Origin of the sequence: Dorea sp. ICN-14282, from assembly GCF_037890115.1 — a bacterium.
Classification (GTDB): Bacteria; Bacillota; Clostridia; order Lachnospirales; family Lachnospiraceae; genus Dorea_B; species Dorea_B phocaeensis.
Map to the genome: position 1 here is coordinate 412,902 of NZ_JBBKBH010000002.1, position 25,853 is coordinate 438,754.

Annotated in this window: 23 protein-coding genes and 4 pseudogenes; 1 reads left to right on the forward strand and 26 read right to left on the reverse strand. The window is 40.1% G+C overall.

Annotated features, from left to right (window positions below; all coding sequences use genetic code 11):
- Positions 1-13: 13 nt before the first annotated feature.
- From WKT00_RS07415 to WKT00_RS07440, 6 genes are all read right to left on the reverse strand, one after another.
- Positions 14-1,495, reverse strand: coding sequence for a sugar ABC transporter ATP-binding protein (locus WKT00_RS07415; RefSeq protein ID WP_173814993.1), 1,482 nt, complete (start codon positions 1,493-1,495; stop codon positions 14-16).
- A 93-nt stretch (positions 1,496-1,588) separates the two neighbouring features.
- Complete coding sequence (locus WKT00_RS07420) at positions 1,589-2,581, reverse strand: substrate-binding domain-containing protein (protein ID WP_101695115.1); 993 nt, start codon at positions 2,579-2,581, stop codon at positions 1,589-1,591.
- Positions 2,582-2,695: 114 nt separating this feature from the next.
- The gene (locus WKT00_RS07425) at positions 2,696-4,099 is read right to left on the reverse strand and encodes an ATP-binding cassette domain-containing protein (RefSeq protein WP_101695116.1); all 1,404 of its coding nucleotides are present in this window, start codon (positions 4,097-4,099) and stop codon (positions 2,696-2,698) included.
- Positions 4,074-5,111, reverse strand: coding sequence for a sensor histidine kinase (locus tag WKT00_RS07430; RefSeq protein WP_244094160.1), 1,038 nt, complete (start codon positions 5,109-5,111; stop codon positions 4,074-4,076). Before WKT00_RS07430 ends, WKT00_RS07425 begins: the two co-directional genes overlap by 26 nt.
- Before the next feature lie 12 nt (positions 5,112-5,123).
- A complete protein-coding gene (locus WKT00_RS07435) occupies positions 5,124-6,725 on the reverse strand; it encodes a response regulator (protein WP_173814994.1) in 1,602 nt (533 codons plus the stop codon).
- A gap of 145 nt (positions 6,726-6,870) precedes the next feature.
- Positions 6,871-7,314 carry an RpiB/LacA/LacB family sugar-phosphate isomerase gene (locus WKT00_RS07440; protein ID WP_173814995.1) on the reverse strand — a complete coding sequence of 148 codons (444 nt, stop codon included), beginning with the start codon at positions 7,312-7,314 and terminating at the stop codon, positions 6,871-6,873.
- Between the two features lie 347 nt (positions 7,315-7,661).
- On the opposite strand from WKT00_RS07440, the gene WKT00_RS07445 reads away from it, so the two are divergent.
- A complete protein-coding gene (locus tag WKT00_RS07445; protein WP_173814996.1) occupies positions 7,662-8,444 on the forward strand; it encodes a DeoR/GlpR family DNA-binding transcription regulator in 783 nt (260 codons plus the stop codon).
- Here WKT00_RS07445 and WKT00_RS07450 read toward each other — a convergent pair.
- The 20 genes and pseudogenes from WKT00_RS07450 to WKT00_RS07545 form a co-directional block, all read right to left on the reverse strand.
- Positions 8,425-9,117, reverse strand: coding sequence for a vWA domain-containing protein (locus WKT00_RS07450; protein WP_340262566.1), 693 nt, complete (start codon positions 9,115-9,117; stop codon positions 8,425-8,427). The two genes, WKT00_RS07445 and WKT00_RS07450, sit on opposite strands and share 20 nt — an antisense overlap.
- A gap of 685 nt (positions 9,118-9,802) precedes the next feature.
- Entirely contained in the window at positions 9,803-13,318 is a 3,516-nt protein-coding gene (locus WKT00_RS07455) for a choice-of-anchor I family protein (RefSeq protein WP_340262569.1), read from the reverse strand.
- Positions 13,319-13,441: 123 nt separating this feature from the next.
- Positions 13,442-14,332 (reverse strand): YitT family protein, encoded by an 891-nt coding sequence (locus WKT00_RS07460; RefSeq protein WP_101695122.1) that lies wholly within the window; start codon positions 14,330-14,332, stop codon positions 13,442-13,444.
- Between the two features lie 161 nt (positions 14,333-14,493).
- The gene (locus WKT00_RS07465; RefSeq protein ID WP_101695123.1) at positions 14,494-15,237 is read right to left on the reverse strand and encodes an EFR1 family ferrodoxin; all 744 of its coding nucleotides are present in this window, start codon (positions 15,235-15,237) and stop codon (positions 14,494-14,496) included.
- Between the two features lie 44 nt (positions 15,238-15,281).
- The gene (locus WKT00_RS07470) at positions 15,282-16,472 is read right to left on the reverse strand and encodes a cation:proton antiporter domain-containing protein (RefSeq protein WP_340262578.1); all 1,191 of its coding nucleotides are present in this window, start codon (positions 16,470-16,472) and stop codon (positions 15,282-15,284) included.
- A gap of 130 nt (positions 16,473-16,602) precedes the next feature.
- Positions 16,603-16,857 carry a hypothetical protein gene (locus tag WKT00_RS07475; protein ID WP_101695125.1) on the reverse strand — a complete coding sequence of 85 codons (255 nt, stop codon included), beginning with the start codon at positions 16,855-16,857 and terminating at the stop codon, positions 16,603-16,605.
- Between the two features lie 256 nt (positions 16,858-17,113).
- Complete coding sequence (locus WKT00_RS07480; protein WP_159459857.1) at positions 17,114-17,266, reverse strand: hypothetical protein; 153 nt, start codon at positions 17,264-17,266, stop codon at positions 17,114-17,116.
- A gap of 283 nt (positions 17,267-17,549) precedes the next feature.
- Complete coding sequence (locus WKT00_RS07485; protein ID WP_101695327.1) at positions 17,550-17,900, reverse strand: HEPN domain-containing protein; 351 nt, start codon at positions 17,898-17,900, stop codon at positions 17,550-17,552.
- 34 nt (positions 17,901-17,934) lie between these two features.
- The gene (locus WKT00_RS07490; RefSeq protein ID WP_101695126.1) at positions 17,935-18,276 is read right to left on the reverse strand and encodes a nucleotidyltransferase family protein; all 342 of its coding nucleotides are present in this window, start codon (positions 18,274-18,276) and stop codon (positions 17,935-17,937) included.
- A 317-nt stretch (positions 18,277-18,593) separates the two neighbouring features.
- Positions 18,594-19,103, reverse strand: a pseudogene (locus WKT00_RS07495) (lysine--tRNA ligase); the annotation flags it as partial.
- 207 nt (positions 19,104-19,310) lie between these two features.
- On the reverse strand, positions 19,311-20,537 hold the full coding sequence (locus tag WKT00_RS07500) for a tyrosine-type recombinase/integrase (RefSeq protein WP_340262585.1): 1,227 nt from the start codon (positions 20,535-20,537) through the stop codon (positions 19,311-19,313).
- Between the two features lie 30 nt (positions 20,538-20,567).
- Positions 20,568-20,744 carry a hypothetical protein gene (locus WKT00_RS07505; protein WP_004843915.1) on the reverse strand — a complete coding sequence of 59 codons (177 nt, stop codon included), beginning with the start codon at positions 20,742-20,744 and terminating at the stop codon, positions 20,568-20,570.
- An 89-nt stretch (positions 20,745-20,833) separates the two neighbouring features.
- A complete protein-coding gene (locus WKT00_RS07510; RefSeq protein ID WP_009245419.1) occupies positions 20,834-21,058 on the reverse strand; it encodes a DUF6462 family protein in 225 nt (74 codons plus the stop codon).
- 109 nt (positions 21,059-21,167) lie between these two features.
- Positions 21,168-21,935, reverse strand: a complete 768-nt coding sequence (locus tag WKT00_RS07515; RefSeq protein WP_101695128.1) for a hypothetical protein — start codon at positions 21,933-21,935, stop codon at positions 21,168-21,170.
- Positions 21,935-22,867 (reverse strand): MarR family transcriptional regulator, encoded by a 933-nt coding sequence (locus WKT00_RS07520; RefSeq protein WP_101695129.1) that lies wholly within the window; start codon positions 22,865-22,867, stop codon positions 21,935-21,937. Before WKT00_RS07520 ends, WKT00_RS07515 begins: the two co-directional genes overlap by 1 nt.
- 582 nt (positions 22,868-23,449) lie before the next feature.
- Positions 23,450-24,463, reverse strand: a complete 1,014-nt coding sequence (locus WKT00_RS07525) for a DHH family phosphoesterase (protein ID WP_101695131.1) — start codon at positions 24,461-24,463, stop codon at positions 23,450-23,452.
- 33 nt (positions 24,464-24,496) lie between these two features.
- A pseudogene (locus tag WKT00_RS07530) lies at positions 24,497-24,754 on the reverse strand (DUF1653 domain-containing protein); the annotation flags it as partial.
- A 70-nt stretch (positions 24,755-24,824) separates the two neighbouring features.
- A pseudogene (locus WKT00_RS07535) lies at positions 24,825-25,140 on the reverse strand (arsenate reductase family protein).
- A 1-nt stretch (position 25,141) separates the two neighbouring features.
- Positions 25,142-25,597, reverse strand: a complete 456-nt coding sequence (locus tag WKT00_RS07540; RefSeq protein WP_101695133.1) for a YaiI/YqxD family protein — start codon at positions 25,595-25,597, stop codon at positions 25,142-25,144.
- Positions 25,598-25,607: 10 nt separating this feature from the next.
- A pseudogene (locus WKT00_RS07545) lies at positions 25,608-25,742 on the reverse strand (VOC family protein); the annotation flags it as partial.
- Positions 25,743-25,853 lie beyond the last annotated feature (111 nt).

Consider the following 25,853-nt stretch of genomic DNA (forward strand, 5'->3'; position numbering starts at 1 on the left):
AACTCCTCTTTTTCTAAGCACTTACTCCGATGATCGCTTTCAGAATTGACTGCTGATCTGCATACTCATCAAATTCTCCGGCAATTCTTCCATCATACATTGCAATAACTCTGTTGGAACATTTCTTAATCTCTTCCATCTCCGAAGAAATCATAATAATTCCAATTCCTTCCGTTTCCGCAAGCCTCTTCATTAAACGATAAATCTCCGTCTTGGTTCCGACGTCAATTCCTTTCGTCGGCTCATCGAATACCAAAAGCTTGGGCTTACATGCCATTGCACGCCCGATAATCACCTTCTGCTGATTACCACCTGATAAAAACTGAATTTCTTTATCCGCTCCAGGGGTTTTCACGTCGTAGGTATCAATAACCTCCCGTGCCAGTTCTTCTTCCTTTTTTCTGGAAATATTCAACCCACTTTTCAACTGATCCAATACGGAAATCGAGATATTGTCTCTGATAGAAAGATCCGGCAAAATTCCTTGTTTCTTCCGCTCTTCCGGAAGATAGATAAAACCATGATTTACCGAAAAATTGGTATCTCCAAGCTTCCAGTCCTTTCCATCCAGTTTAACACTTCCTTCATACACCGGAAGATATCCGAAAATCGCCTGCATCAGCTCACTTCTTCCAGCTCCAACCAGCCCAGAAAATCCCAGGATTTCTCCTTTTTTCAACTGAAAGCTTACGTCTCGGAACCGTTCGCCCGTCAAATGACTTACCTCTAACAACACCTCGTCCGTTACTGCCGTCGAATAGAATCTCTCATTTTGATCCAGTTCTCGTCCCGTCATCTGTCGAATGACCCATCCTGTGTCAATATCCTTGATTTCTGAATAGGCAACCTTCTTACCATTTCGAAATACTGTAATAACATCCGCCAGTTCAAAGATCTCTTCCAACTTATGTGAGATAAAAATCACCGCTTTATTCTCTTTCCGGATATTTTCTACAATATCAAACAAAATTCTTGTGTCTCGACTTGTCAAACTGGTAGTCGGCTCATCCAAAATCAATGTTTCATAATCTTCATGAACTGTAGCTCGCGCAATCTGGAGAAGCTGCTGTGAAGAAATGGAAATATCCTTTACCAATTCCCCCGGACGTACTGGAATGGAGAATTTTTCCAAAACAGGGATCGCTCTCTTTTCCAGTTCTTTTTGATTTACATTCCCTTTGATTCCTGATTTCTCGTATGGAATAAAAAGATTTTCTGCCACGGACATATATCCAAATAAGTCGATTTCCTGTGGAACATATGCCACCTTGTCAAAGAGTGCTTTGTTTTTTCTTGCATTCTTTCCTCCAACCAGCACTTCCCCTTCTTCCGGCTCATACACTCCTGTCAAACATTTAATCAACGTACTTTTCCCAGCACCGTTCTCTCCGATAATGGCATGAATCTCACCAGGCTCAAAAGCTACATCTACAGAATCCAGCGCAACAACCCCCGGAAACATCTTTGTAATGTTTTTCGCCTCTAATATTTTCATATCCTATGCTCCTTATTGAAAAATCGGGGACGAGCAACTTGAATGAATCGAGTTACAGGTCCCCGCTTAATAATCTTACCCTTTTAATTCTATTTATTTGCCGCTGACAATTTCAATCCATTCATCTACATTATCTGCTGTAATACGGCCAATACCTGTATCAACATTAGCTGGAAGTGCCATTCCCTGCGCTGCCTGATAAGCCATAAGTACTGCATACATTCCCTGTTCCTGAGGAAGTGTAGATGATGTTGCTGTAATTGTTCCTGACTTCACATAATCAAGAATCTCAATTAAGTTATCCATTGCTACAAATGTTACTTTATCCTGCATGCCCTTCTCTTCAATTGCCGCTGCAACTCCAGATCCACATGCATCACAGTTCAGATAACCGGTCAGGTCAGGATTTGCTGCAAGAACTGCTGCCGCCTGAGACTGTGCGGTCTCTACGTTATCGTTGTCAATTCCACCATCTATCACTTCGATGTCCGGATATTTTGCAAGTGCATCCAAATGTGCCTGATATCTCTCTGCATGGTTAGGCGCGGTTGGTGCTCCCTGCATAACTGCTACTTTTCCGGATGTACCCATTTCTTCTACTAACATTTCTACTGCAATCGTTGCCTGCTCGGAGAAATCGTTACCTACAGACGTAAGTCCGCTTCCCTCTGGAGACGGAGCATCAAATAAGATGACTGGGATATCTCTGTCCTGTATCTCTTTGATAATATCTGCACTTCCATCATAGTCAACCGGGTCCAGAAGAATTGCTGTTGGATTTGTTGCCGCTGCCTGCTCCAGTGTAGAATTCTGCTCGGATACCTCTGCAGACTCCGGTGCACGGTAATCAATCTTTACTTCTACCCCAAGCTGTTCGGAAAGCAGATCCGCTTCTTTCTGCGCTCCCTTATTAACCTCGTCGAACCAAGCATGAACACACTTTGGAACAACAACAAAGGTCATATCTTCGGCCTTTCCAGCCTTTCCTCCCTCAGCTTTTTCAGCCGGTTTTCCGGAACTACATCCGACTGCCATTGCCATTACCATCGCCGCTGATAACAGCACTGCTACAATTTTCTTTTTCATTTCTTTTACCCTCCTTTTTTTCGTTTCGTCTTTTGGAATGATTTCATTATAAAACTCACTGCTACCTTTTCCAATGCGAGGAAATTTAGAATAGGTATGAACTTTTTAAGGAAATTACTCAATATTAATCGTTCGATCTGAAATATCTTCTATATACTCATCTCTTGTATTTACGATAATAACCGTTGTCCCTTTTTCCTGAAATTTTTTTATATAGTTTTTTACCACTCCCACATCTTTTACATCACACAGTGCAAAGGGTTCCAGCAAAATCAAAACTTTTGGATTAAAAATCAGCCAACGTTCCAATGTCAATTGAATCAACTCATGGATTCTCAAACTTCCTGCCTTCATAGTTTCCAGACTTCCCAACATGTTAGCACGTGTCATCTTTCGGATCCCTTTCTGAGCCTTAATATAATCTAGCGAGGATATCTTCTCCAGGGACGGAATCATCAGATTCTCCTCTACCGACATCCCCTCAAAAATTTCTTCTTTACTTCCAAGTGCGCTGATTGACACTACGCGTTCCTTTACAAGTTCATAACAATCCATCGTCGCATAATAATTCCCATTCAAAATATAATACGCATCCTCATAGGATCTTCTGCCGGACAACGCCATAAAAACCTTCTCTTTTACCCTTCTGTCAAGCGCTATCAAAGTGACGACCTCACCTCTGATAAAAGCCAAATTTTCTTTCCTTCCGTTTTTAATCTCTAGATTGCTAACACAATAAATCACATTTCCTTTCCGGGTCTTTTCTCCATCATTCTCTGTCCGTCCTGACAGTGTATCCCCGCCCAAAAGATAAAGCTCTAGTTGTTCCTCACTTTTGATATAATCCCTCTGACACTTCTTTACGATTCGTCCTTTTCGAAAAATAATATATTTATCCGACAAAAGTGACAAAATCAGATTGGAATGACTGCTTACAATGACGCCCATGCGCCCCACAATGATTCGATGCATACTCCTTGCGAATATTTCAATATCTTTTCTGCTCATTCCATCAAACTCATCTTCGATTACTACTATCCTCGCTCCTCTTCTGTAAGCCTTCGCAAGATCCAGAATCCTCTTCTCCAGCTCGGTAAGATGCTTTATTTTACAAGACACATCAAAATCTAAGTCCAACTCCTGAAAGTCTCTTTGCGCCTCTTCTTCCAGTCTGCCACGCCGGAGAAGTCCACCCCAGCCACCAGACTCCACCAAACCAAGATATTCCGCTACCGTCCAATCATCAATCTGATAATTCTCCACATGAATCCGATAGATATACCCGTTCAGTTCCTTCCAGTCCTTTACCTGTATGCCGCCCAGGTAAATGTCTTTTTTCCCATTCCCTTCCGCAATCTTTCCCGTAAGCAAATCTACCAAAAGATCTTTTCCAGAATATGTAAGCCCGAGAAATCCCACGCATTCTCCTTCCAGAATACATAGCGATACATTCTCGAGCTTTCTGGTTCGATTATACCGATCACTTAAATGATTAATTCTCAATAACTCTCTTTTCATCTTCCAGTCCACGCTCCTGTTTGTAATTCGCCGGTATTGTAATCTCTACATCCGTTCCCTGTCCTTGTGTACTGTAAATATTCACCCCATATGTTTCTCCGAAAAGCAGACGAATTCTCTTATGAATGTTAGGAAGTGCGATTCCAGTATTTCTCTGTGCCTCCTTCGCTTCTTCGTCCAAAATCACCTCATCAGACTGAATTCTGGCATTTAATTCTTTCAGTTTCTCTCCATTCATTCCTTTTCCGTTATCTGAGATTGTCAAAATAAGATTTTGATCTGTCACAATTACCTCTATCGTAACCTTTCCGCCTTCTAGCTTTTCTTCCAACCCGTGAAAAATAGCATTCTCTACAACCGGCTGAATAATCAAACGTGGAATCAGGAAATCATAGGCAGCTTCATCCTCTTCATCCAAAATCACCTCTAACGAAAACCGATTATTAAAACGGTATCTCTGAATCATCATATAATTCTCAATATTCGCCAATTCATCCCTCAAAGTTACCAGATTCCCCTTGCGGCTGATGCTGTAGCGGAAAAATGATGATAATGCCTCTACCATCTGTGCAATTTCCAAATTATCGTCCACTAACGCCTGTCCGCGGATCGACTCTAGTGTATTATATAAAAAATGCGGATTGATCTGACTTTGAAGCGCAGTAAGTTCTGTCTGTTTATTCAGAATCTGAGCTGAATTCTTAACCGTTCTCGCTGCGGCATACTGATTCATTAACGAATAAATCTGCTTGATAAAAGGAAGTCTCTCCTCTTCTCCACGAATCCGTTCCTCACTGCAGCCTGATTCTTCCAATTCCTCTAAGAGTTCAGCCATACGGCGAAGCGGACGAACGATGATAAATAAACCGTACAGTAGAATTCCTAACTGAAGCATTCCCCCACACAACACCAAAATCTCCAAATCGGCACCCAGCCTCCAAAATGTCCAGACAAGCACACATAAAGCTGCTTCTGCAAGCAGAAGCTTCTCTGCCTTCTTCACAAAATTCATAGCCTTTTCCTCCTACGAATGCAGCTTCCGATACAACACCGGTTTAATTCCCACCTGTTTTGTAAATATCTGACTAAAATACCTGGAGTCCTTATAGCCTACCTTATCCCCAATTGCCGCGACAGTTTCATTCGTATTACACAATAGTTCTTTGGCTTTTTCCATTCGCACATTCACTAGATACATGCTGAAATTAATTCCTGTCTCCTTTTTAAACAGTACACTGAAGTAAACCGGATTCAGTCCCACTATTTCCGCAAGATCTTCCAACACAATCTTTTCTCCGTAATGCTCCTCTACGTACTTCTGTGCCTGGCGAATCGGCTTTACAGATTCTGCTTCCGCAGCCTCTTTACTTTCACGAACAAACCCACCAAGACTATTTTTTAAAAATTGCTTCAAATCACGAATTGTATAACAATGCTGACAATTGGAAAGAATCTGTTTTCTCTCTCGCTCTGTTTCTTCTTGATGAAGTTCCACAAATTCAAAAAAGCAATTTACCAGCTCTTCCGCCAAATCATAACATCCTGAGAAATCCCCCTCATCCGATGTCATATATGTTCCATAACTTTGGTTAATCAGCTGTTCTATTCTGTCTGGAGAATAACTTTCGACTGCACTTTTTAACTGCTCCTTCCAAGCTTCCTCCAGAAATCCTTCTTTTGCTCTGGCATCATAAGGAATCCCCTCGGCATAGATCAGGCGCCCCACTCCATTCTTAATCCGATTGCCTACCGCCCGGTGAGCCTCTTTAATCGAAAACCGAATCTCTCCGAATTCCGTTCTTTCTTTTCCCACGCCAATTGTCACTTCGTATTGTTCAAATCCTAACAAATAACCTTTAATTTCCGACAGAATATCATTAATACTATTTCTAATCTGCTTTGACTTGCTATAATCATAGTTAAACAGACAGTACAAATGAAGATTTTCCTTCTCACAGGTTAATACTTCTTTTGCATCTGCCTTTAAAATGCCCTCTACAATTTCCTCAATCCGGCTAATCGTAAGCCGATCCTGCTTCTTATCTCGCTTATTATAGTCTACATAATCCAGTTTAATATCGATTCCACGGTAAATCTCGCCTTCCAGCACAATACTGGAATCCTCTTCGTTCATCTCATCTTGCGTTTCAATAATATTTTTCAAAAAATCTCGTTTGATAATATGGCGGCTTTCCGACACCGTTCTCTGCATCTTTTCCGTTTCTATCACACCCCGCCAATAGGCTCCAAGCTCAGTCGCAATCTTTTTCATCACCCGATTCAATTCGACCTCACTAATCGGTTTAAGCAGATAATCCTCCACGCCATACTGCAACGCCTGATGTGCATATTCAAACTCTTTATACCCGCTTACCACAACAAACTTAATTTTCTTATTCTTTGCGCGAGTCATCTCAATTAGCTCAAGTCCGCTGACTTTAGGCATTCGAATATCGGTAATCACAATATCCGGACACTGATCACTTTGAATCACATCAAATGCCCGTTCCCCATTGTCAACAACATCCAGGCATTCCAATTGAAACTCTTCCCAGTGAATCAGTTTTTTGATCAACATACCAATCCGAAACTCATCATCAACGATCAAAACCTTCCATTTTCGCATTTCTATCCCCTTTCACTTCCCTTTTCTGACAAACACTTTATTTTTCATTATAGAGGCTACAAATTCAAATAGCAATAAAAAAAGCCGGAGGCGCAACTCTCCCACGAAGAATCACGGCTCCGGCTTTTGGTTTTATCTTAGCCAGTTATTTCCGTTCCATATCATATTTTACGAATGCATCTACTTTTGGCTGTGAAGAGCATCCTTCTACAAACTCATTCGTAAGGAAAATCTTTGTCATCAACTCCCGCTCTTTGCTTCCTGTTGTAAATGCTCCCATACATGCAACATTGGCATCATTGCTAAGGCGTGCACGCTCTGCTGAATATGCGTCAGTAAGAAGCGCTGCATAAGCTCCCTTTACTTTATTTGCTGCGATAGATACGCCGATTCCTGTTCCGCACAACAGAATTCCACGGTCAAATTCTTTTGCCGCTACCGCTTCTCCAACCCGAATTGCAACATTTGCGTAGATTGGATCCTCACTTCCAAAGTCTGTTACTTCTCCTAATTTCTGTTCTTCAATAAAGCGGATCAAGTCCTGTTTTTCTTTCTCTGCGTTTGGATCACATCCGATTACAATTTTCATCTCTATCTTCCTCCTTATGATACAATCCTCTACTTTGATTTTTATCATGTTTTCCTTCAAAAATCAAATCACATTTCTTTAGTTTTTGTATAATTTCAAACATTTTTTAGCTTTTTGTTCATATTTTTCATCCACTAAACAGTGCCTATTTATCAATAATTTTCTGGATTTTCTTGTAATCCCCTCCATTTCCATCTCTGTTTTACACAATTTTTCACTCTATCTTTTATCTATATTTCACAAAATGTTTGTTTTTATCATTTTTTGTGCCTCGCTTAGCTTATTATGTTATACTACTATCAATTGGAACATTTTGCCGATATCCCGGCGACGGAAGGGAGCTATCTATGAAAAAAAAGGAACAACGTGCGAATAATCTATTACTCCTTCTTCAGGAATCCCCTGATTTATCTGTGAAAAATCTTGCAGAAATTTTAGGGGTGTCAGAAATGACGATCCGAAGAGACTTGAAATACTTAAAAGAAAATCATTTGTTTATCCGAAGCCACGGGATTCAGATTCCTGTCCAGGAACGAGCCGATATCACAAATATAGAAACCGAATATACCCTTTCCTCTGAGCGTACAAAGTCCTATAAAGAAAAGCAAAAAATCGGACAATTTGCGACTACGCTCATTCACCCCAACGACACCTTAATTCTAGATTCCGGGACTACCCTCGCCGAAATGGCTCGTTTTATTCCGGAGCACCAGAACTTAAGCGTCACCTGTTATAATTACTGCACACTGACCCAGTTATTCCAAAAAGAAGGTGTGCAAATTACTTTGGCCGGAGGTTTTCTGCACAGATCCGATCAGATGTTTGAATCTCCTTATGCCAATGAATTGATCCGAAGCCAGCGCGCCAACACCTTCTTCCTGGGGGCCTCAGGAATCCATGAAGCCCTGGGGATTACCTGCGCTCATAACTATGAAGTTCTGACAAAAAAAGCGGCCATGAGTTCTTCTCTGACCACTGTTCTTCTGGCTGATTCCAGTAAATTCGGACTCGTTCGCTCTGCATTTGTAGCGCCCCTTGCAGGTGTCGACGCTATCGTTACAGACGAAGGAATCACTGATGAATGGAAACGTATTATTAAAAATGCCGGGATTAAGCTGTATGTGGTGTAGAAGGGTAAGTCATGCTAAAATTTCTTATTTTTTCATGATATTCCTGGATTTCATCCATCCAGTCTTCATCAAAATAGTCTGCTGAATCATCACAAAGAACGGCTTTTCTTAATGCCCTTCCTATTACTTTAAAATTGATCGCAATTCCTTTTCGGTCATTTTCATAAGTCACAGAGCGATTTCTTTTGATTCCGATTTTCTCCGCCTGCTCCCCGGCATCAATATTGGCTCCCAAAAAAAGGAACTCCCATCCGCATTCTTTTTTGGCCTCGATTTTCCTTCTAATCTGTTCATAACTATACTTTTCACTTGCATTTTCATATCCATCTGTTGTAATAACAAAAATCACTTTTTCTGCTCTGTGCTTCTTCATAAGGCGCTTCTGAATATTTTCCATCTTATCAATCGCAATACCTACCGCATCCAGCAAAGCGGTACACCCACGAACATAATATTCCTCCTTTGTTAGGGGAAATACCGTATCTACAGGAAACCTATCATGGATAATTTCCACTTCATCATCAAAAAGAACCGTTGTAACATTTACCGGATGCCCTTCCGACTTCTGTTTTTTAATCATCCCGTTAACCCCGCCAATTGTATCATCTTCTAACCCACTCATAGACCCGCTTCTGTCTAAAACAAAAACCAACTCTGTTAATCCTGTACTCATGTATTACTCCTTTCCCGATCTGTTATGACCATCTCGCTCCCCTTCTCCAGGGGATCTTTTCAAATTTCATAATCACATTTTACATACAGTTTTGATCGTATTGGTCTCCCAACAGGCGACATTTATCTTCTGATTTCACGGGAACAGAAGAATCAGAAAACCGTCAGTCCGTACGCTTCTAATACATCATTGATTTTAAACATATCATAAATTCTATTCTGTAAAAAGTATGCTATTATAAGATCTGTCTTGGAACTTCTAGATAATGCAAAACCTGCGCTGGCTAATAAATCCTTCCCTTCATCTAAAGATAATTCTAATGCTATCGTAAAAGCTAATAAGCGCTTTAACAAGATACCTGACAACATACCATTGGGATATTGTTGGCAATTCTATTTACAATAAAACCCTCTTTAGCCTGAAATTACTATCTCAAGAAAACATAGTTCCGTCTGCACCGCAAGAACTATCTAACGAGGACTTAATGAAGGGAATGATCGATTTATTATATGATACACCTCAACCTCAAACTCTGATACTTTATCTCGAAACAAGACCATACAAGAGATGAAACAATTAATTGCACCATATATTAAAGGATAAACAAAGAATAGGAATGCCAAAACATTCCTATTCTTTGTTTATCCTAATCATATTGAGGGGGAGGCTATGATTTCTCCACTTTTTATTTATTCTTTTTTCTTAGCATACCCATCAGCAATACCGCTGCACTGCCGAACAGAAGTACAGTTGTAGCTACAAGCGGTGTTTGATCGCCCGTTTTAGGAGAAGTTGTCTTACTTCCTCTATTGGCAGAATTCCCGGTATGCGTTCCGCCGTTATCGCTTCCTCCCGGATTGCTGTCTGTATCCGCATTGTTATCTGTGTTGCTTCCTGTGTTATTCCCTGTGTTATTATCGGTATTGCCACCCGTGTTATCATTATCGGAAGCGTCCACCTTTTGTGAAGTCAGTTTGTAAACGGCAACGGTTCCTGATACCTCACAGGCTGCAAGCAGATAAGCATTTCCATCTCCACTTTCAGATGCAGAAATCATGCATAATCCTTCCGGAGAAACATCGCCAGCGATATCAGCGCTAAAGTCTCTAGTGTTGATATAATTCGCGAAAAGAACCTTATCCGGGTTTGTGATATCATAAGCCATAACTCCTCCGATTCTCTCCAAACCGATAAATGCATACGTTTTCTCTCCTACCGTTCCGATGGTTACATTTTCTGCCTCGACTCCCTTCTTACCTGAACGGTCATCTATTTCTACAGAGTCATTGGAACAATTAAAGTACTGCGGAAGATAGCCGGCTGTTTTTGCTTCTAATTCGTTTCCACTTGTATATACTTCTGTAAGTCCGGATTCATCTGCACAATAGACGGTAAAGGAGCGCCCTCCGAAGAGATAATCATATTCTGAACTTAATCCTTCATAATCACTCTGATCAAAGAATACCACCTTCCCGGTAAGTCCACTGTTTTCAGCTGTGATTTTTCCGGTCGGAGATGCGGCTCCCTTTGAGAAATTACATTCATCTTCATTGAGATACTCTCCCCACTCTCTGGCATCTCCTTCATTGGCAGTTACAATATAGTTTTTCCCGTTTGCCTCAAATAAAGAGATTCCATCCGGCATACGGATCCCACGAAGCGATGGATAAGATACTGGATTGTATGCCTCATCTTTTTTGTTAATGTCTACTGGATATTTCCCATAGTCTTCGTATCCTGCTGAGCAGACATTTTCTATGGAAAGTGTTTCTAAATCGACAATGGCAATGGCATTCGCTTCCTGAAGTGTAACGTATGCTGTTTTATTATTTGCCGCAATGTACTCCGGTTCAAAGTCAACGGACGGGGCAGTTTCTTTTTTCAAAATCACTCCATTTTGTACAAGCTCCGCTCTTTTTGCTTCACAGTCAAAGGAAGTAAAGTCAAGATGTGAAACATTTTGTCCTGCCACATCAACTACAGTAACTGTTCCTTGCGGATCCGTATTTCCAGCTCCATAACCTTCCCTTGGCTCTCCTTCGTCTGCCGAAAGAATTTTTGTACTATCCGGCGTAAATGTAACCATATCCGGCTGCACCCCAGCCTCATAAGCCTGTTCAAATGTCAAAGTTCCGTCTGCGCCGCAAGTGAACACCGCAATACAGCCGGCTTTAGAATACTCGGATGCCTGTATTGCCAACGCCAGCTTTTCTCCATTCGGAGAAACTGCGACAGACGTCATATCCCCATATAAGAAACCTTCGTAATTCTTCTCTACCAGCTCTTTGATATTGATATTTTTTCCATCTAATAAAGCAATATTTTCAGAGGTGCTCCTATCCTTCATCGGAATCGCTGTTAAGTTTCCGGTCACACCGTTGACGGCATACGCCCACCCAGTAACTGTATTGTAGTCTATAATTTCCATAACACCGCCATCTGCGTTCTGCATACCGGAATGGTATTGAGCTGTCTGAGTCATGGCAACAGAGGACTTTTCATTTTCTATTCCGTTTTTCTGTTCTCCGCCATTTGTGTTTTTCGTAACACTGAAGGAGTCAATCAATTCGCTGTCCGGAGAATTGCTGTCACCGGAAAGATTATAAACCTTTACAGCTATTTTGTTATCTGTCACATCAAAGACGGCGTAACTTGGGCTGTACTCCTGATTCCATTCCTGATTGCCGAGAGGCAGATTGCCAGCCAGGTAGGCATCAGAACCGGTTTGTCCATTTGCCAAAACAGGGTAATCCGCATTATTGGCTTTGTCTACCTTTTCAAACGGCATATAATACTGCATATCGGAGCAGCAATTTCCTGTTAAATAAATGGTTCCGTCAGGATCGTGAAAATCATCCAGCCTTTCTGCATTTCTTTGCCCATCTTTCAGCACATAGCTTCTAGAATAAACATGATCGTGGCCGCCCAATACAAAGTCAACGTCAAATTCATCCATTACCTGTTCAAAACCTGCATCCACATAGTTCTCAATATCAGAATCAGCTGCATGTTTTGCCACGGTCTGTGTCGATTTATGATGCGTAACAACTAACCATTGATACTGTCCGGAATACTCTGCTGTTGCTGCATTTAATGTTGTTCTGAAGTTAGAAACGATGGCTTCTGCTTCAGAATTATCCTTAGCAGCACTTAGAACACTTGCATTTCCCGCATTTTCATCATCATTTCCACCTGGATAAGCGCCGGTATTTAATGTAACAAAGAGAACATTATTGTATAAATAGTAATAGTTTCCTTTTGTCTCCATTTCCCTTCGTTCCACAAAGTCATACTGCCCTTCTTCATTTGGTACAACACCGTTTGACTCAGAAGCATTTGCAATCTCATCCGCAGTGGCCTGAATGTAGTTGCCATGGCTTTGACTCGTTCCACTGTTCTGTCCCCGGAATGTTGTCTGCACCTGATTCAGTGAATTTGCGCTTCCATCCACACTCATTTCATTAGGGAGATTGAAGTGGTCATCAAACATGTAGTGACGATCATGGTTCCCCACGGCAGGCGCATACAGGAGCGACGTCATTTCCTCCGGCGCGAAAAACGCTGCATATTCGCTGGATTTCCCCCAACTTTGATCCTCTACCTGATCTCCCGCTGACACAACGAGGTTTACCTTCTCCTCCTTCAGTTTCTGAAGCATCACCGCCCAGCCAGTCTGATTGTTCCCATCAGAAGGGTTCCATCCGCCGTTATTTGTTTCTCCGTTTTCCTTAATCTGTGGATCACTGGTAAAACCAAATCTGAATTCTCCATCATTTGCAGTGGTATAAGAATACTGTTCTGACCAGGTATTTCCATTATCATAGGAAATCTGATACACATAGTCCGTCCCCTTTGCAAGGCCCGAAACCGTGGCTTGACATACCATCTTTCCCGTATCTGTATACTTCCCTTCGACTACTTTCGTTGGTGTATGAAGCGCTCTTACTGATGCTTCTACTGTAGTATCTCCCATACGAACAATTGCATTTTTTGTCCCTTCCGGTGCATACCAATTAAAATTGACCGAGTCATCCCTTTCCCCCGGCTGTAAGGTAAGATATTCGATTGAAACCGTATGATCTGTCTGCTGCATCGTTACATCATCTTCCCCCGCTGCAAACACATTGCTTATTGCACTTTGACTGCACACGATAGAAGTAGCTGCTACAAATACGATTGCTTTTCTCCATTTTTCTCTCATGTAATTTCCTCCATTAACCACTTTCATTCAAATAACGATAAGATTGTAATGGCTCTTTATTAAGTTCCTTTGAGACAAATGTAAAAAAGAAGTTAAAAAAGGTATGACAAGAAAATCATTTCTCTATTCGTTTGCCCCCTCCCCTATCTGTATCATTTTAAATCCTTCTCCATGAACCTCATTCGATTCAAGCACAATCAGAAAAGAAGCTGGATCTGCTTTTTTTACAGCTTGTTGTACATGGAACATTTCTTTGTTGCTGCAGGCGCACATCACGACTTGTTTTTCTTCTTTATTATATCCTCCCTGCCCATTTAAAATGGTCGTTCCTCTTTGACAACACTCATCGATCAATTCACATATTAGATCGCCATGCTCTGTAACGATCAATGCAAGCTTTCCAGCGTTGATTCCATACATCAACTTGTCTACTGCAACAGCAAAAATGAAATTTACTACCATTCCGTAAATGATGCCATCGATATCTCGAAACAAAATTCCACCAACCAGGATAATCCCAACATCAGACCAAAATGCAATTTTCCCAAGTGATAAATGCGGTTTGATTGCCTTCACCGCCATAATAATAAAGTCTGATCCACCGGTAGAAGAATTCTTAGAATAAATTAATGCATAACCAATCCCCCCAAATACTCCCGTGCAAAGAGCCGCTAATAAGCGATCCCCTTCATATACCGGAAACAACGGCGCTACATAGTCAATCATCAAAGAAGAAATCACCATACAGCGTAAAGAACTAATAAAGAATTTCCTTCCAAGAAGTCGATAGCAAATGATGGCCAGCGGAATATTTAAGAGAATGGTTGAAAAGCCAATCGGAATATTCAGTAATCGATATAAAATAATAGAGATTCCCGAAAATCCTGTCATCGGAAACTTTGCCTGTACAGCGAAATTATAAATTCCCGCCGCAATAAATACGCTCCCTATAAATTCCCACGCTAACTGCGTTGCAAGTATCTTTGCTCTTTGCATAGAAAATTTCGTTTTCATATTTTTATCCCTCCATTTCAAACAAAAAAAGAGCGAAAGCGCATTATATAAAAAATATAATACGCTTTCGCTCTTCGGGCATTAGACTAACATTATTTTACCCATTTTGTCAAGTACTTCTTATTTTTTGCTTTTTCTTAACTACTCCTACATTCTATAAATCACTTACAATGATAACGTGGTTTTCCTTTGCTCTTCTTTCCATATTCAATCGCTTCCTTGGGGCAAGAACAAATACAAGCCATACAATGGGTACATTCACTTCCCCAAACAGGTTTCTCTTTTTCCAATCGGATATTGCTTAACGGGCATAACGACACGCATTTCCCACAGCCTACACAAGAATCCTTGACATAAAATGGTGTGGCTTTTACAAATAGTGGGTAAAACAGTCGGTTCACCAATCCACTTAATAGTCCATCCCAGAAATGTCCCTTCCGATCCGGAAATTTCTTCGTCATCTGAATACAGCTAATTGCCTGTTCGATTGCTGGCTCTGCCGCTTCTATAATTTTTCCCGCCTCTTTTTCATCCGGTACCGGGAACATGGCAATGTAATTCTCCGGCATGACAATCTGTGCCGTTCCCATATACGTCCAATTCTTTTTTTCGCAAAGTTCCTGGTTGTGTCGATCTGCTTTTCCAATCGAATCTCCACAATTCATTACAAACCACACATGTTCTACATCGACAAATGTAGTCTGTAAAAGCCATTCTTTGACCAGTGTCGGAATCTGCCATGCATAGGTAGGCGTCACGATAATCAAATCTCCCGATACCGCAATCGAACCGGTATCCTTTCTTTTTATTCGATCATTGATACATATCATGTCGTCAGAAGTTTTTTCCTTCATTCTTTTTGCAATATATCGACTGTTCCCAGTTCCTGTAAAATATAAGATCATAATTCCACCCCAGCTTTCCCCAAAATTAAAAATTCAACATTGCACTATTCGCCCTTACCTATCTTACTCAATAGTTTTTTGTATGACAAGTCAATCGCAAACGCTCCGAGCGGCGCCGTAACTACTATTGCAAGCACTGCCGCTGTAAGTATGGTATCTCCGCAGGCAAATCCAAGCGCAAGCGGCATCCCGCCAATCGCAGCCTGAACCGTTGCCTTGGGCATATATGCCATCATAACAAATATTCTCTCTTTTCTTTTCAAGCTTGTACCAAGAAGACACACAAGGACACCTATCATTCTAAATGCAAGGGCTCCCGTGATCACTATCATTGCCCGCAATCCTACTTTTCCCAAATACTCAATATTTACGGTTGCGCCCACTAATACAAATAAAAATACTTCTGCTGCCACCCACAGCTTCCCATATTTTAGAGAAAGTCTTTTCGCTACAACTTCCCGTTTTTTCTGCAGTCCAATCCCAATAAACATAATTGCTATCAGCGCAGAAAATGTAATCTCTGTTGTCAGCCCATCTTCAACTACCACAAGCAAAAAGGACATGCTCAACATGATCAATACCTTGGAAGTATCTCGTATATGTACTCTTTCAAAAAAGTATGCCAGCACAACTCCAAGTAGGAATCCTATTATGATTCCCAGAATGATAGAGACCGGAATATTTACAAAACGAATCATGGACGGGCCTTCTCCTTGCATCATTCCGACAAACGTTGAAAACAAAACAACAACATAAACGTCGTCCACAGACGCCCCCGCAAGAATCAACTGCGGGATTCCCTCCTTCACTCCATATCCCTCTTCCATTAGCTTCACCATTCTAGGCACTACAACTGCTGGGGAAACTGCCGCAAGCACCGCCCCCATAAGCGCCGCTTCCAACATGGTCATTCCCATCAGTTTGGGCGCAAGGAATATAATTCCTAATATTTCAAATGAAGCCGGAAGAAAACACATGAGAATCTCAGGTCGTCCAATCTTTTTAAGCCCAGATAAATCTAAGCCAAGACCCGCTCTTGTGAGAATAATGACCAATGCCATTTTACGCAGTTCTGCTGATATTCCAAGTATGCTTTCATCCAGCAAATTTAAAGCGTATGGCCCCAGCAGCATTCCTGTAAGCAACATTCCAAGCAAACTCGGAAGCTTTATTTTTTTGCATATCCCCCCCATTGACATGCCTACTATCAGAATCAATGAAGTACTTAATAACATAACACGTCTCCTATTCTAATCCTCCTAAAACAAATCCCAAATGTACTTCTGATAAAAGATTACTCGTATCAAAGTCACGAATATTTTCGTCTTTGTTTTAGGTCTTTCGAATTGGATTATAGCATGTTTTTCAACATTCTTCTATCTCGCCTGTATTTTTATCTTTTAATCTTGCAAGATCCTCTTCAAATCGCTTCGCATCCCGTTTTAACACCTTGCAGAAAATAATACAATAATGGGAATCTTCACGTCTCATTTCTCCTTTAAATCTCACCCTCACCCTATTCTGCACAAATAATTGATCTGCAAGATAGGAACCATGGTCCACATAGGCATAATGTACCGAAAATACCGAAAAATCCATCATTCTCCAAAAATTCTTCATCGTCATCCACTCCACATATAAAGATAGCTGCGGAAGATCCGAAGATCTCCCACAGCCTGTGCTTAGAACTGAACCTCCACACGCAGTTTCCTGTAGGTTTTCTACAAGGCAGCTGTTAAAAAATATGCATCCGATTTCACATCTACTTTGACCATAAACTGATAACTAATAACTTATAACAGACATACCTTAATCCTGAACAAAAACTTCCCTGAATCATCACCAATCTCTTGAAGCCTTGTACGGAAAGTATTTTTTAAATATCTACTTCAAACTGTACCGTCTGGTTGTATTTATCTAGCGCCATCTGTATTTCCATAATAGACTTAGACACGCTTTCATACTCCTGCTTAATCAATTCCAAATCGTAGTTGATATATCTGTACTCCGGAACTGAATTTCTAGACACATAGGGGCGTTGTTCTTCTCTTGACTTAGGACGTTGATATTTTATTGATTTCTTCAGCTAATGCCACTTGATTTGCTGGAGAAAAAGATAACATCCCTTCTGACCAAACTCATCTTCACCCAGACTATAAGAGCATTCCCTTTTTCTTTAATCAAGTGTATCAGATTTTTATTAAAAAGGGGCACTCTCTGAACGTTTTTTATTTCAAAAAGTGCCCTTAATAATCTGTATTTATAATTTCAAAAGTTTTTTGGAAATCGGCGTAAGTCTGGTGTAGTAATCTCTATTCTGTTTTCAAGAACTCTTCAATCACTTTTACAAATTCTTCAGCTCTATCATATTGTTCCTTTGCATCCTGTAAGGACACAATGAAAAAATCTGCGTAATCAGTATTATTCCGAATTTGAAATGCCTGACTGATATATTTTGAATATTTCTTATCAAACTTTCCTGTCTTCACATATTCTTTCTGAAAATATGCAATAACTCCAGCGTGCTTTGAAAAGTCTTGTCCTTCTACCGCAAGCAACGCTCGTACTGCTGTAAACATTGCATAATAAGAACGACCTATTGAATCTTTATAGCTTCCATTCTCTAAAAGTATTTTCGAAGAATGTAATCGCTCTTTTGCCATTTCCAACCGATATATTTTTAATTCTTCTCTATTATCAGGCAACAACTTCTACCCCCTCATTTTCGATATTTCTATAATAGGGTAAATCATTTTTATACTTCTCATATTCCGCAAAAGGAATAACTGTTGGTGATACTATCGTACCATACTCCAATTCTAAATCTGAAGAAATATCCCATACGCTTTTCAATCCTTGTTGGAGTTTTTCTCGCTCTCCCCGCACAATGGCAACTATATCTATATCTGAGTCCTTTTGATAATCACCTCTGGCATAAGAACCGTATAAAATAATTTTCTCAACATTTGCTCCATATACCGCTTGATACGCCTGAATCATCGCCTGCAATATTAAATTCAGTTCATTTCGTGTACACATTTCTTTCACACTCCTCTGATTATAACATATAGCAGCTTACTTTAATTTTATTATAACGTAATTTTTCTAAAAATAAAAGTAATCTCTCTATGTCTTTTATTACTCTTCATCGGCATCATCTTTTCTCTTCTTTTTTGAGTCATAAATGGTGCCAAGAAATAGTCCGGCACCTATCCCTATTGCCATTCCCGTGTCAGTGTTATCAAACGCAACACCCAAAGATGTACCAAGGGCACTCTTTGAAAATTTTTTCTTTCAAAAAGTGCCCTTAACAATCTGTATTTATATCGCTATCAAATTACGAAGTTCTTACTCTCCTAGTACAATTTTGCTCCTGCTGGAATCTTGTCATCAAGGATCAGAACATTGAGTCCTTCTCTTCCTTCTTCAAGGTGTGTAGCAGAGATGATCATACCACAAGAATCAATTCCCATCATCTTACGTGGTGGAAGGTTTGTGATTGCAAGCAATGTCTTTCCAACCAGTTCTTCTGGCTCATAATAATCGTGAATTCCGCTTAAAATCACACGATCTACGCCACTTCCATCGTCTAATACGAACTTCAGAAGCTTCTTGGATTTTGGAACTGCTTCACATTCTTTAACCTTTACAGCACGGAAATCTGACTTGCTGAATGTCTCGAAGTCAACCATATCTTCAAACAATGGTTCTACTTCTACATTAGAGAAATCAATCTCAACCTTCGCTGGGGCAGCTGTTTCTTCTACTGGAACAACTACTTTTGCAGCTACTGGAGTTGACTGTGCAGCGTTGTTTGCTTCGTTCTTCGCAGCGCCCTGTGACTTCATTGTCGGGATTAATTGAACAATCTCTTCCACCCTTGTCCACTGAGCTCCGTCAGGCACCGCACACATCCAAAAACTGATTTTTTTGGTCTTCCATTGAGATCCATAGAGCCCCAAGTCGGCTGTGTCTTTTGTGTAGTATAAGTTTTTATTTAATAGATGAGGAAGATATATCTCCCTCTACTTTTATGGTGCGCACATGTCCTCAAAAACATGATACATCACTAATTATATTATAATCTTTCCCTGGAGATTTGCAACAATTTCCTGTTTTTTCTCCTGTGTCGCTTCCGCATAAATATCCATGGTTGTTGTAATATCTGAGTGGCCCATGATACTTTGGATCACCTTCAAATTCGACTCATTCTCACACAATCTTGTGCAAAATGTGTGTCTCAAATGATGGGCTGAAAAATGAGGAATAATGAGTGGTTCTCTATCCTCTTTCTCTGCTATTTCTATTTCATCTTTGTTATATGCAACTCTTGCCCTTTCAATCGCTCGATTAACTGCATTTGGTAAATATACCGTTCCGGTTGCTGTTACAAAAACGAAATTTGAATATCCATCAATCTCTTCTGAGGAAAAGCCAATGCACTTTTGGATCTCATACTCATCCAGAAAAGCATTGAACACTTCATCGATCATCGGAATGGTTCTCCGTCCTGAAATCGTCTTTGGTGTAGAAATATGCTTGACCGATTTTCTGTTTTCATCAGGTCTGTAGATAAAAGTATGATTTACACTGATAATACGCTTTTCAAAATCCAGGTCATCCCATCGAAGACCGATGCATTCACCAATTCGCATTCCTGTTCCAAGAAGGACCGTTATAATAGGTACCCATCCTTGATATTCCCGATGGGCTTTTAAGTAATCCATAAAAGCTTTCTGCTGTGGAATCGTAAGCGCATGTCTCGGATTATCTTCCCAGATATGGCTCTTTTTGATTTCTGCCATTAATCCGTCTGTCGGATTTTGTCTGAGCAGTCCATCCCTTACACCCATCTGGAATGCCGGATGCAACTGTGTATGTATACTATCCAGCGTATTTGCTTTCATTTCTTCATCCAGGATAATACGATAATAGAATTTTTTCACATCAGAATATTTGATCTTACCAATCAGTCTTTTTCCAAATGTGGGTCTGACAAAGTGATTATACATATAGAGATAATTCACTTTTGTTGATGGTTTCAAATCATATTTCTGTTCGATAAACCGATCATACAGTTCATTCAGCGTCATCCTGTCAGCCAGCTGCGGATTCAGTCCATCTTCTTTGTCGCGGATGATTTTTCTTTCTTTTGCTCTGAGTTCAACCAATGTTTTTGCGTAAACAGTTCGTCTATTTTTATCTAAATCTGTATAAGAATAAGAATAGCGACCGTCTTTTCTCTGACTCTCACCGGTTCGCAACACATACCCCCGGCTGTCTTTTCTTGATTTTGCCATCCTCTCACCTCACTAATCGTGAGGAGCATCTTAGCTGTGCTTATCCTGTCGGTATAATAGTTCCAATCCTTTCTTAAGCACCTGCCCTTTTGTAAGATCGTACTTTTCAGCATAAGCTTCCAATTGCTTCTGCTCAGCATTGGAGAAACGGATGGTGAAACGATAATTCATGGGATCATCACTCTTTGGTCTTCCCATCTTTGCCATACTATTTCCTCCTTCCTTACAACACTATTATACTTTGTGTCCGACAACAAGTCAACGTGTTTTGCTCCTCATGTATTACATTGTATTTTTTATAATTCATCTCTGAAATTTTCAAGATATTCATCCACAATCTCTGTATTGACCAGAACAACTCTCTTCACATGATAGACTGCTTTCGCATCTTTCGCTAATTCCTGAAATGTATGCAACCCCATAGAATATAATTGTGCCCCTTCCTCATAACGGACAAATTTCTTTCTTCCGACCTGCACCAGCTTTTCCAATTCTGGAATTTCTTTTCTGACTTTAGGCATGAAAAAACCTCCTTCCTTCGTACATAAAAAAAATATCTTTCATATATACAAAAGAAGGAGGGTGAAAATACAGCCTCTAATGTGAAATTTTTTTGGCTTTAGAGAAAAATTATGTATTATCGTTCAAATTGTAGCACAGGTACAACATATCTATAATTTTTTGTTTATCCGTCCCTCTAATGCCTAATGATTTTAAATCTACTGTTTCATCAGCTATTTCAGATAAAAATTTTTTCATATCCTCCGCTATTTCCAGGCTGAGAACTTGCCTTGTATTGGCTGTGATTAACTGTGCTAATCGGAACACATCGTTTTTATGTTTCTTTATATTTTTGCTGTCAACCTGCTCTCCATTTAGCTTGCGTTCTTTTAAATCCAGCCACGCTTTTGCCTTAAATGGTATCAGGCAAGTCGGACTTAATACCGGAATGCCATCAACCATCATTTGTCCGGTTTTTAGCAATTCATAATACGCTTCGTTTAGAAGGATTGCCGACAAGCTGGAGATTTCATCGTCTATCGGAAGCGGTGTGAGAACTGCATCATCTTCCAATATAATAAAATCTGGATTTCTGGAAAATATTTCTATCATGTATGGATATTCTTTGCTTTTCGGAGATGTGAAACGATAAAACTGTGCATTTCCGGTACTTTTATTCAAATGCTCATATCCTGCTTCCTTGACATACTCCCAAAACTGCCTGCCAAACTCCGCTGTTATGGATTCAACAATCAGTACAATATCTACATCTTTTGTAGCCCGAAACGGTAATTCTTCGTTTTCCATAATCAAATCGCAAGCTGTCCCACCGATGATGACATATTGATTTTCAAATCCCTGAAATCTTTCCTTAAATTTTGTAAATCCGTTGACCATTACTCCTGCAACCTTCTTTCCTGCAATTCATCTACTGCTTCTTCAATTCTCTCATCATTTGTATCTCCAAAAGATAAAACAATGGAAATATCGTCAGCACTGTTATCCTCCGAAAATTGTTTCGGGTTGTATGCCCATAATTCAAGTCTGACCTGTTTATCCGGGTCTATCAGTTCATCTGTCAGCAAAGTTTTATCATAATCTTTCTCACTAATTGCATAGGTAAAAACTCGGCTGGGATTTAGCATTGTTTTTTCAGAAAGTGCCGTTTCCCCTGCAAAGACCATGTTTTCTGTAACTTGCGCCTTATCTATATATCCTGCTTTGCGGACAGGCGTCGTCAAATATACTTTTGCTTTTTCAAATAATTCATCTCGCTTATATTTTGACTCAATAAACTTGTTGACACCGTCTTTTGCTACAAGAAACAAATCCGTCGCTTCCAACTGCTTTACTGCTCTAGTCAAGGTCATTGCTGTAAATGGAAGCACTTTTCTGGCTTCTGAAATATACAAGCGTTTTTTCTTACTATACAGATAAAACAAAAGCAACTGCTGCGTTGAGTAAACAAACTTACCTGTCAGCTTTGGCGGTTCTTTCTCATCTGTAAGCATTGTTCCAATGAAAGGAAGAAAGATCTGCTTATCAGTAATAAACGGTATATTATTTTCTATAAGACTTTTTCTTCGATAATTAGATACTGTCGCAAGTTCAAAGACGACTGGCACATTATCAATTTGCTGTATTTTTGCAATTTGTTTTTTCAATGCCGGAAGTGTGGCAAGTTCTTCTATTGGAGCAAGCATTATACAACGTCTGTTTCCAATATATGCTGTTTGAAAATCATAACTTCCTGCGATGTAAACAGGCAAAGAATCCTGATGATTCCATGCTTCATATTTTATAGAAATCCCGAATACGCTGGTAAGCATATTTCTCATTCTCCTTTTAACTCTTTTTCTTTCATTTTAACTTTGACAATGTTAAAAGTCAAGTTTTTGAGTTATTTTGATTTTTCTAAAATTCTTTTCTCTCACACCCTGTATTTTTCCCCTCCATCTTTTGTATATGTAAGAGGGTTCGTAGATTAGAGCAAGATCCACCCATATATTACCATATCGCCATTTTTATGGCTTCGGTATACTTCTGGGTCATCTTGATGGGAATTACGTTTTCCCATACCCTCGTGACGACATCAAAGATGTCTATTGGCTTTCTATCAAAGATAGACGCAGCACTTTTATGTAACCGGAAGGGACAGCCGGCTAAAAAATGGAAGATAACATAAGAGATGTCATGCATTATGAAAGGAGAAATATGGCACCACCCAAAAAAGAAAATAAACTCAAACGAAAAAATTCGTAACATTAAAACTTTCCGACATTGAGTATGACTTATTAAAAAATGAGGCGCATATTACAGGACTTTCCCGTTCCGAATATCGTAAGCGCATAGTTTCGGGGTGTCCCCAAAACTATGCGCTTACCATATAACAACTGGAAAGTAGGATCTTCTTATTTATCTTGCACAGAAAACTTTCTCATCATAATAATCCTCTCAAGTATTTCCTGCTTGAACTTTTCAACATCATTCGTTCGCTTGCGCACACCTGCTGCGGCAGCATGTCCACCTCCACCAAATGCCTGCAAGAGTTCATTCACATTGATCCACTTTCCATCAGAACGGAAAGAACATCTCCAACGATTTTCTTCCTCCTCGTACATAGTAAAGCCAAGCTTAATATCCTCGCAGTCTCTGAGAAATCCACTGATTGGATGGATATCTTCATAGCTGATTTCTTCTGTCTCACACTCTGCATGATTGATGCAAACACATGCAACCGCTCCATCCAGCAGACGCTCTGCACGTTTCAACAGTTCCAATCTCTTCTGCAGACTTTCCAATGTATCTTTGTACATCGTCTGCATGACATAACTATGATCCACTCCCATCTCAAGCAGTTTCATCGCGGCCTGCATAGTACTAACTTGCACTCTGTTAAAGCACCCTGTGTCATGCAAAATCCCCATATAAATATAATCTGCTGCAGTCGGACTTATTTCACAATCGATCGTATTCTTCAGCTTATTCTCATCCAGAATATAATAAACATTCTCTGCACAAGCTTCAGAGATTTTTGTATAGTTCACATCTCCGTAACCTTCATTAGAGGCATGGTGATCAATTACTATACTTGCTTCTGCACCCTCGTAATATTTCCTGCCTATCATCCTTGCTAAAACTGCAGTATCACATACAATAACACCATATTTTTCTTCTACATCTGGCTTCTCAAACGGATTGAAGACCTTATCCATGCTCACCTGTTTCTTCGGGCCTTTATCCAACGTATCTGCTAGATATGGCAGCACTTTGTACTGCGGATAGTTTACCTTTATATAATGTGCAAGTCCCATCACCGATCCGGCGGCATCGCCATCTGGATTCAAATGTCCTAGAAGAATCACTATAGTTAAATTGTGTTCCTGCATCATAGATTGAAATTCTCTGTCAAAATTGAATATCATTTAATTTCCTTTCAGTTGGATCGTTTACTTTATTTATCTAGGCCAAAAATCTACCGTTACCACCTCAAACCTATACTTCTGCTTTGCATCCGGATATTTCTTTCGATCCACTTCGCTGCAAAACATATCGTATGGTCTGGCACACGTTTTATAAGGTGGATACAATGCCTGATAGATCACCAACTTCTCACCATTTTCTGTATGCTGAGCAAAAGTCAGAATCCGATACAAATACTCTGCTGTCTCCGGATTTACATTTTCACGTTTGAAATGCTGAACGATATCACCAATATGAAATCTACATTCTTCCATACTCTGCATCTCCTCCGTTCTCTTATTTCCACACCTTCCAGATATCCGGCTAATATCCAAGAGTGAATTGTTTTCCATTACGGACCACCGGTGTTCTTAATCACCTGCGGGTTTTCCAGTACCTTCTCAAGTTTATCTTCCTCTGCAATGTACTTAGTGAGCGCAAGCAGATCCTTATTCTTGCCCTCCCAGTTTATCATATTTTCCAGTCCACCATTTGTCTGGGCGACAGAATTAAATTTCCCCTTGCTCATGCCTTTTTCTTTCATATCAATAAACTGAAACTTAATCCCACGTTCTTTAAAGAAACGTTCTGCTTTCTTTGTATCATTGCACTTCTTTGTTCCAAAAATCTGTATATTCAAATTAGTTTTCCTTGTCCATCGCCATATGTATCATTTTTTCAAAAGACTCTCTGAAATGTTCATCATCCTCTGCTGTTCGTTTTCTTGGCCCTTTCAAATGATTCTTTCCGGATGCCCTTCGTGCTTTCTTGTTCAAGTGACGCTCCATAAGCATCTGGTCAATATTTTCATTCGTATACCATTTCCCGGACTGATGAATCGCATATGCACCCTTTCCAAGAGCCATTGCCGCCACTCCATAATCCTGTGATACAACAATATCTCCTTTATGACAAATGCTGATCAATTTATAATCCACTGCATCTGCTCCGGCTCCAACTACGATCACTTTACTATAATCAGAAGCTAACACATGATTGGTATCACACAACAACGTTACCGGAACATTGTGCTCTTTTGCAACTTTTTCAACAATACCAACTACCGGACAGGCATCTGCATCAACAAAAATCTGCATATTTTCTCCTTTAATCACACCTGAATGGAGTGCGAACCTCAATAAGATTACCACTGGGATCATACAGTCTTACAAGCTTCTGGCCACCTGCAATTTCTGTCAGTTCAGTGGCATATCGGACGAAATACTTACCAGATTCATATTTCGCAAGCAATGCTGCTATCAAAAGCGCTGTCCATACAATGGTACATACAAAATGGAAGATTCTCCTAATTTTGTATGTAAGGGTGTGCTCACCGAGCGCACCACTGCAATA

Excerpts from the sequence above, each read along its gene's own strand:
- WKT00_RS07415 (WP_173814993.1), bottom strand. The coding sequence starts at position 1,495 with ATGAAAATATTAGAGGCGAAAAACATTACAAAGATGTTTCCGGGGGTT.
- WKT00_RS07420 (WP_101695115.1), bottom strand. The coding sequence starts at position 2,581 with ATGAAAAAGAAAATTGTAGCAGTGCTGTTATCAGCGGCGATGGTAATG.
- WKT00_RS07425 (WP_101695116.1), bottom strand. The coding sequence starts at position 4,099 with ATGAAAAGAGAGTTATTGAGAATTAATCATTTAAGTGATCGGTATAAT.
- WKT00_RS07430 (WP_244094160.1), bottom strand. The coding sequence starts at position 5,111 with ATGAATTTTGTGAAGAAGGCAGAGAAGCTTCTGCTTGCAGAAGCAGCT.
- WKT00_RS07435 (WP_173814994.1), bottom strand. The coding sequence starts at position 6,725 with ATGCGAAAATGGAAGGTTTTGATCGTTGATGATGAGTTTCGGATTGGT.
- WKT00_RS07440 (WP_173814995.1), bottom strand. The coding sequence starts at position 7,314 with ATGAAAATTGTAATCGGATGTGATCCAAACGCAGAGAAAGAAAAACAG.
- WKT00_RS07445 (WP_173814996.1), top strand. The coding sequence starts at position 7,662 with ATGAAAAAAAAGGAACAACGTGCGAATAATCTATTACTCCTTCTTCAG.
- WKT00_RS07450 (WP_340262566.1), bottom strand. The coding sequence starts at position 9,117 with ATGAGTACAGGATTAACAGAGTTGGTTTTTGTTTTAGACAGAAGCGGG.
- WKT00_RS07455 (WP_340262569.1), bottom strand. The coding sequence starts at position 13,318 with ATGAGAGAAAAATGGAGAAAAGCAATCGTATTTGTAGCAGCTACTTCT.
- WKT00_RS07460 (WP_101695122.1), bottom strand. The coding sequence starts at position 14,332 with ATGAAAACGAAATTTTCTATGCAAAGAGCAAAGATACTTGCAACGCAG.
- WKT00_RS07465 (WP_101695123.1), bottom strand. The coding sequence starts at position 15,237 with ATGATCTTATATTTTACAGGAACTGGGAACAGTCGATATATTGCAAAA.
- WKT00_RS07470 (WP_340262578.1), bottom strand. The coding sequence starts at position 16,472 with ATGTTATTAAGTACTTCATTGATTCTGATAGTAGGCATGTCAATGGGG.
- WKT00_RS07475 (WP_101695125.1), bottom strand. The coding sequence starts at position 16,857 with ATGAAGAATTTTTGGAGAATGATGGATTTTTCGGTATTTTCGGTACAT.
- WKT00_RS07485 (WP_101695327.1), bottom strand. The coding sequence starts at position 17,900 with ATGGCAAAAGAGCGATTACATTCTTCGAAAATACTTTTAGAGAATGGA.
- WKT00_RS07490 (WP_101695126.1), bottom strand. The coding sequence starts at position 18,276 with ATGTGTACACGAAATGAACTGAATTTAATATTGCAGGCGATGATTCAG.
- WKT00_RS07500 (WP_340262585.1), bottom strand. The coding sequence starts at position 20,537 with ATGGCAAAATCAAGAAAAGACAGCCGGGGGTATGTGTTGCGAACCGGT.
- WKT00_RS07505 (WP_004843915.1), bottom strand. The coding sequence starts at position 20,744 with ATGGCAAAGATGGGAAGACCAAAGAGTGATGATCCCATGAATTATCGT.
- WKT00_RS07510 (WP_009245419.1), bottom strand. The coding sequence starts at position 21,058 with ATGCCTAAAGTCAGAAAAGAAATTCCAGAATTGGAAAAGCTGGTGCAG.
- WKT00_RS07515 (WP_101695128.1), bottom strand. The coding sequence starts at position 21,935 with ATGGTCAACGGATTTACAAAATTTAAGGAAAGATTTCAGGGATTTGAA.
- WKT00_RS07520 (WP_101695129.1), bottom strand. The coding sequence starts at position 22,867 with ATGCTTACCAGCGTATTCGGGATTTCTATAAAATATGAAGCATGGAAT.
- WKT00_RS07525 (WP_101695131.1), bottom strand. The coding sequence starts at position 24,463 with ATGATATTCAATTTTGACAGAGAATTTCAATCTATGATGCAGGAACAC.
- WKT00_RS07540 (WP_101695133.1), bottom strand. The coding sequence starts at position 25,597 with ATGCAGATTTTTGTTGATGCAGATGCCTGTCCGGTAGTTGGTATTGTT.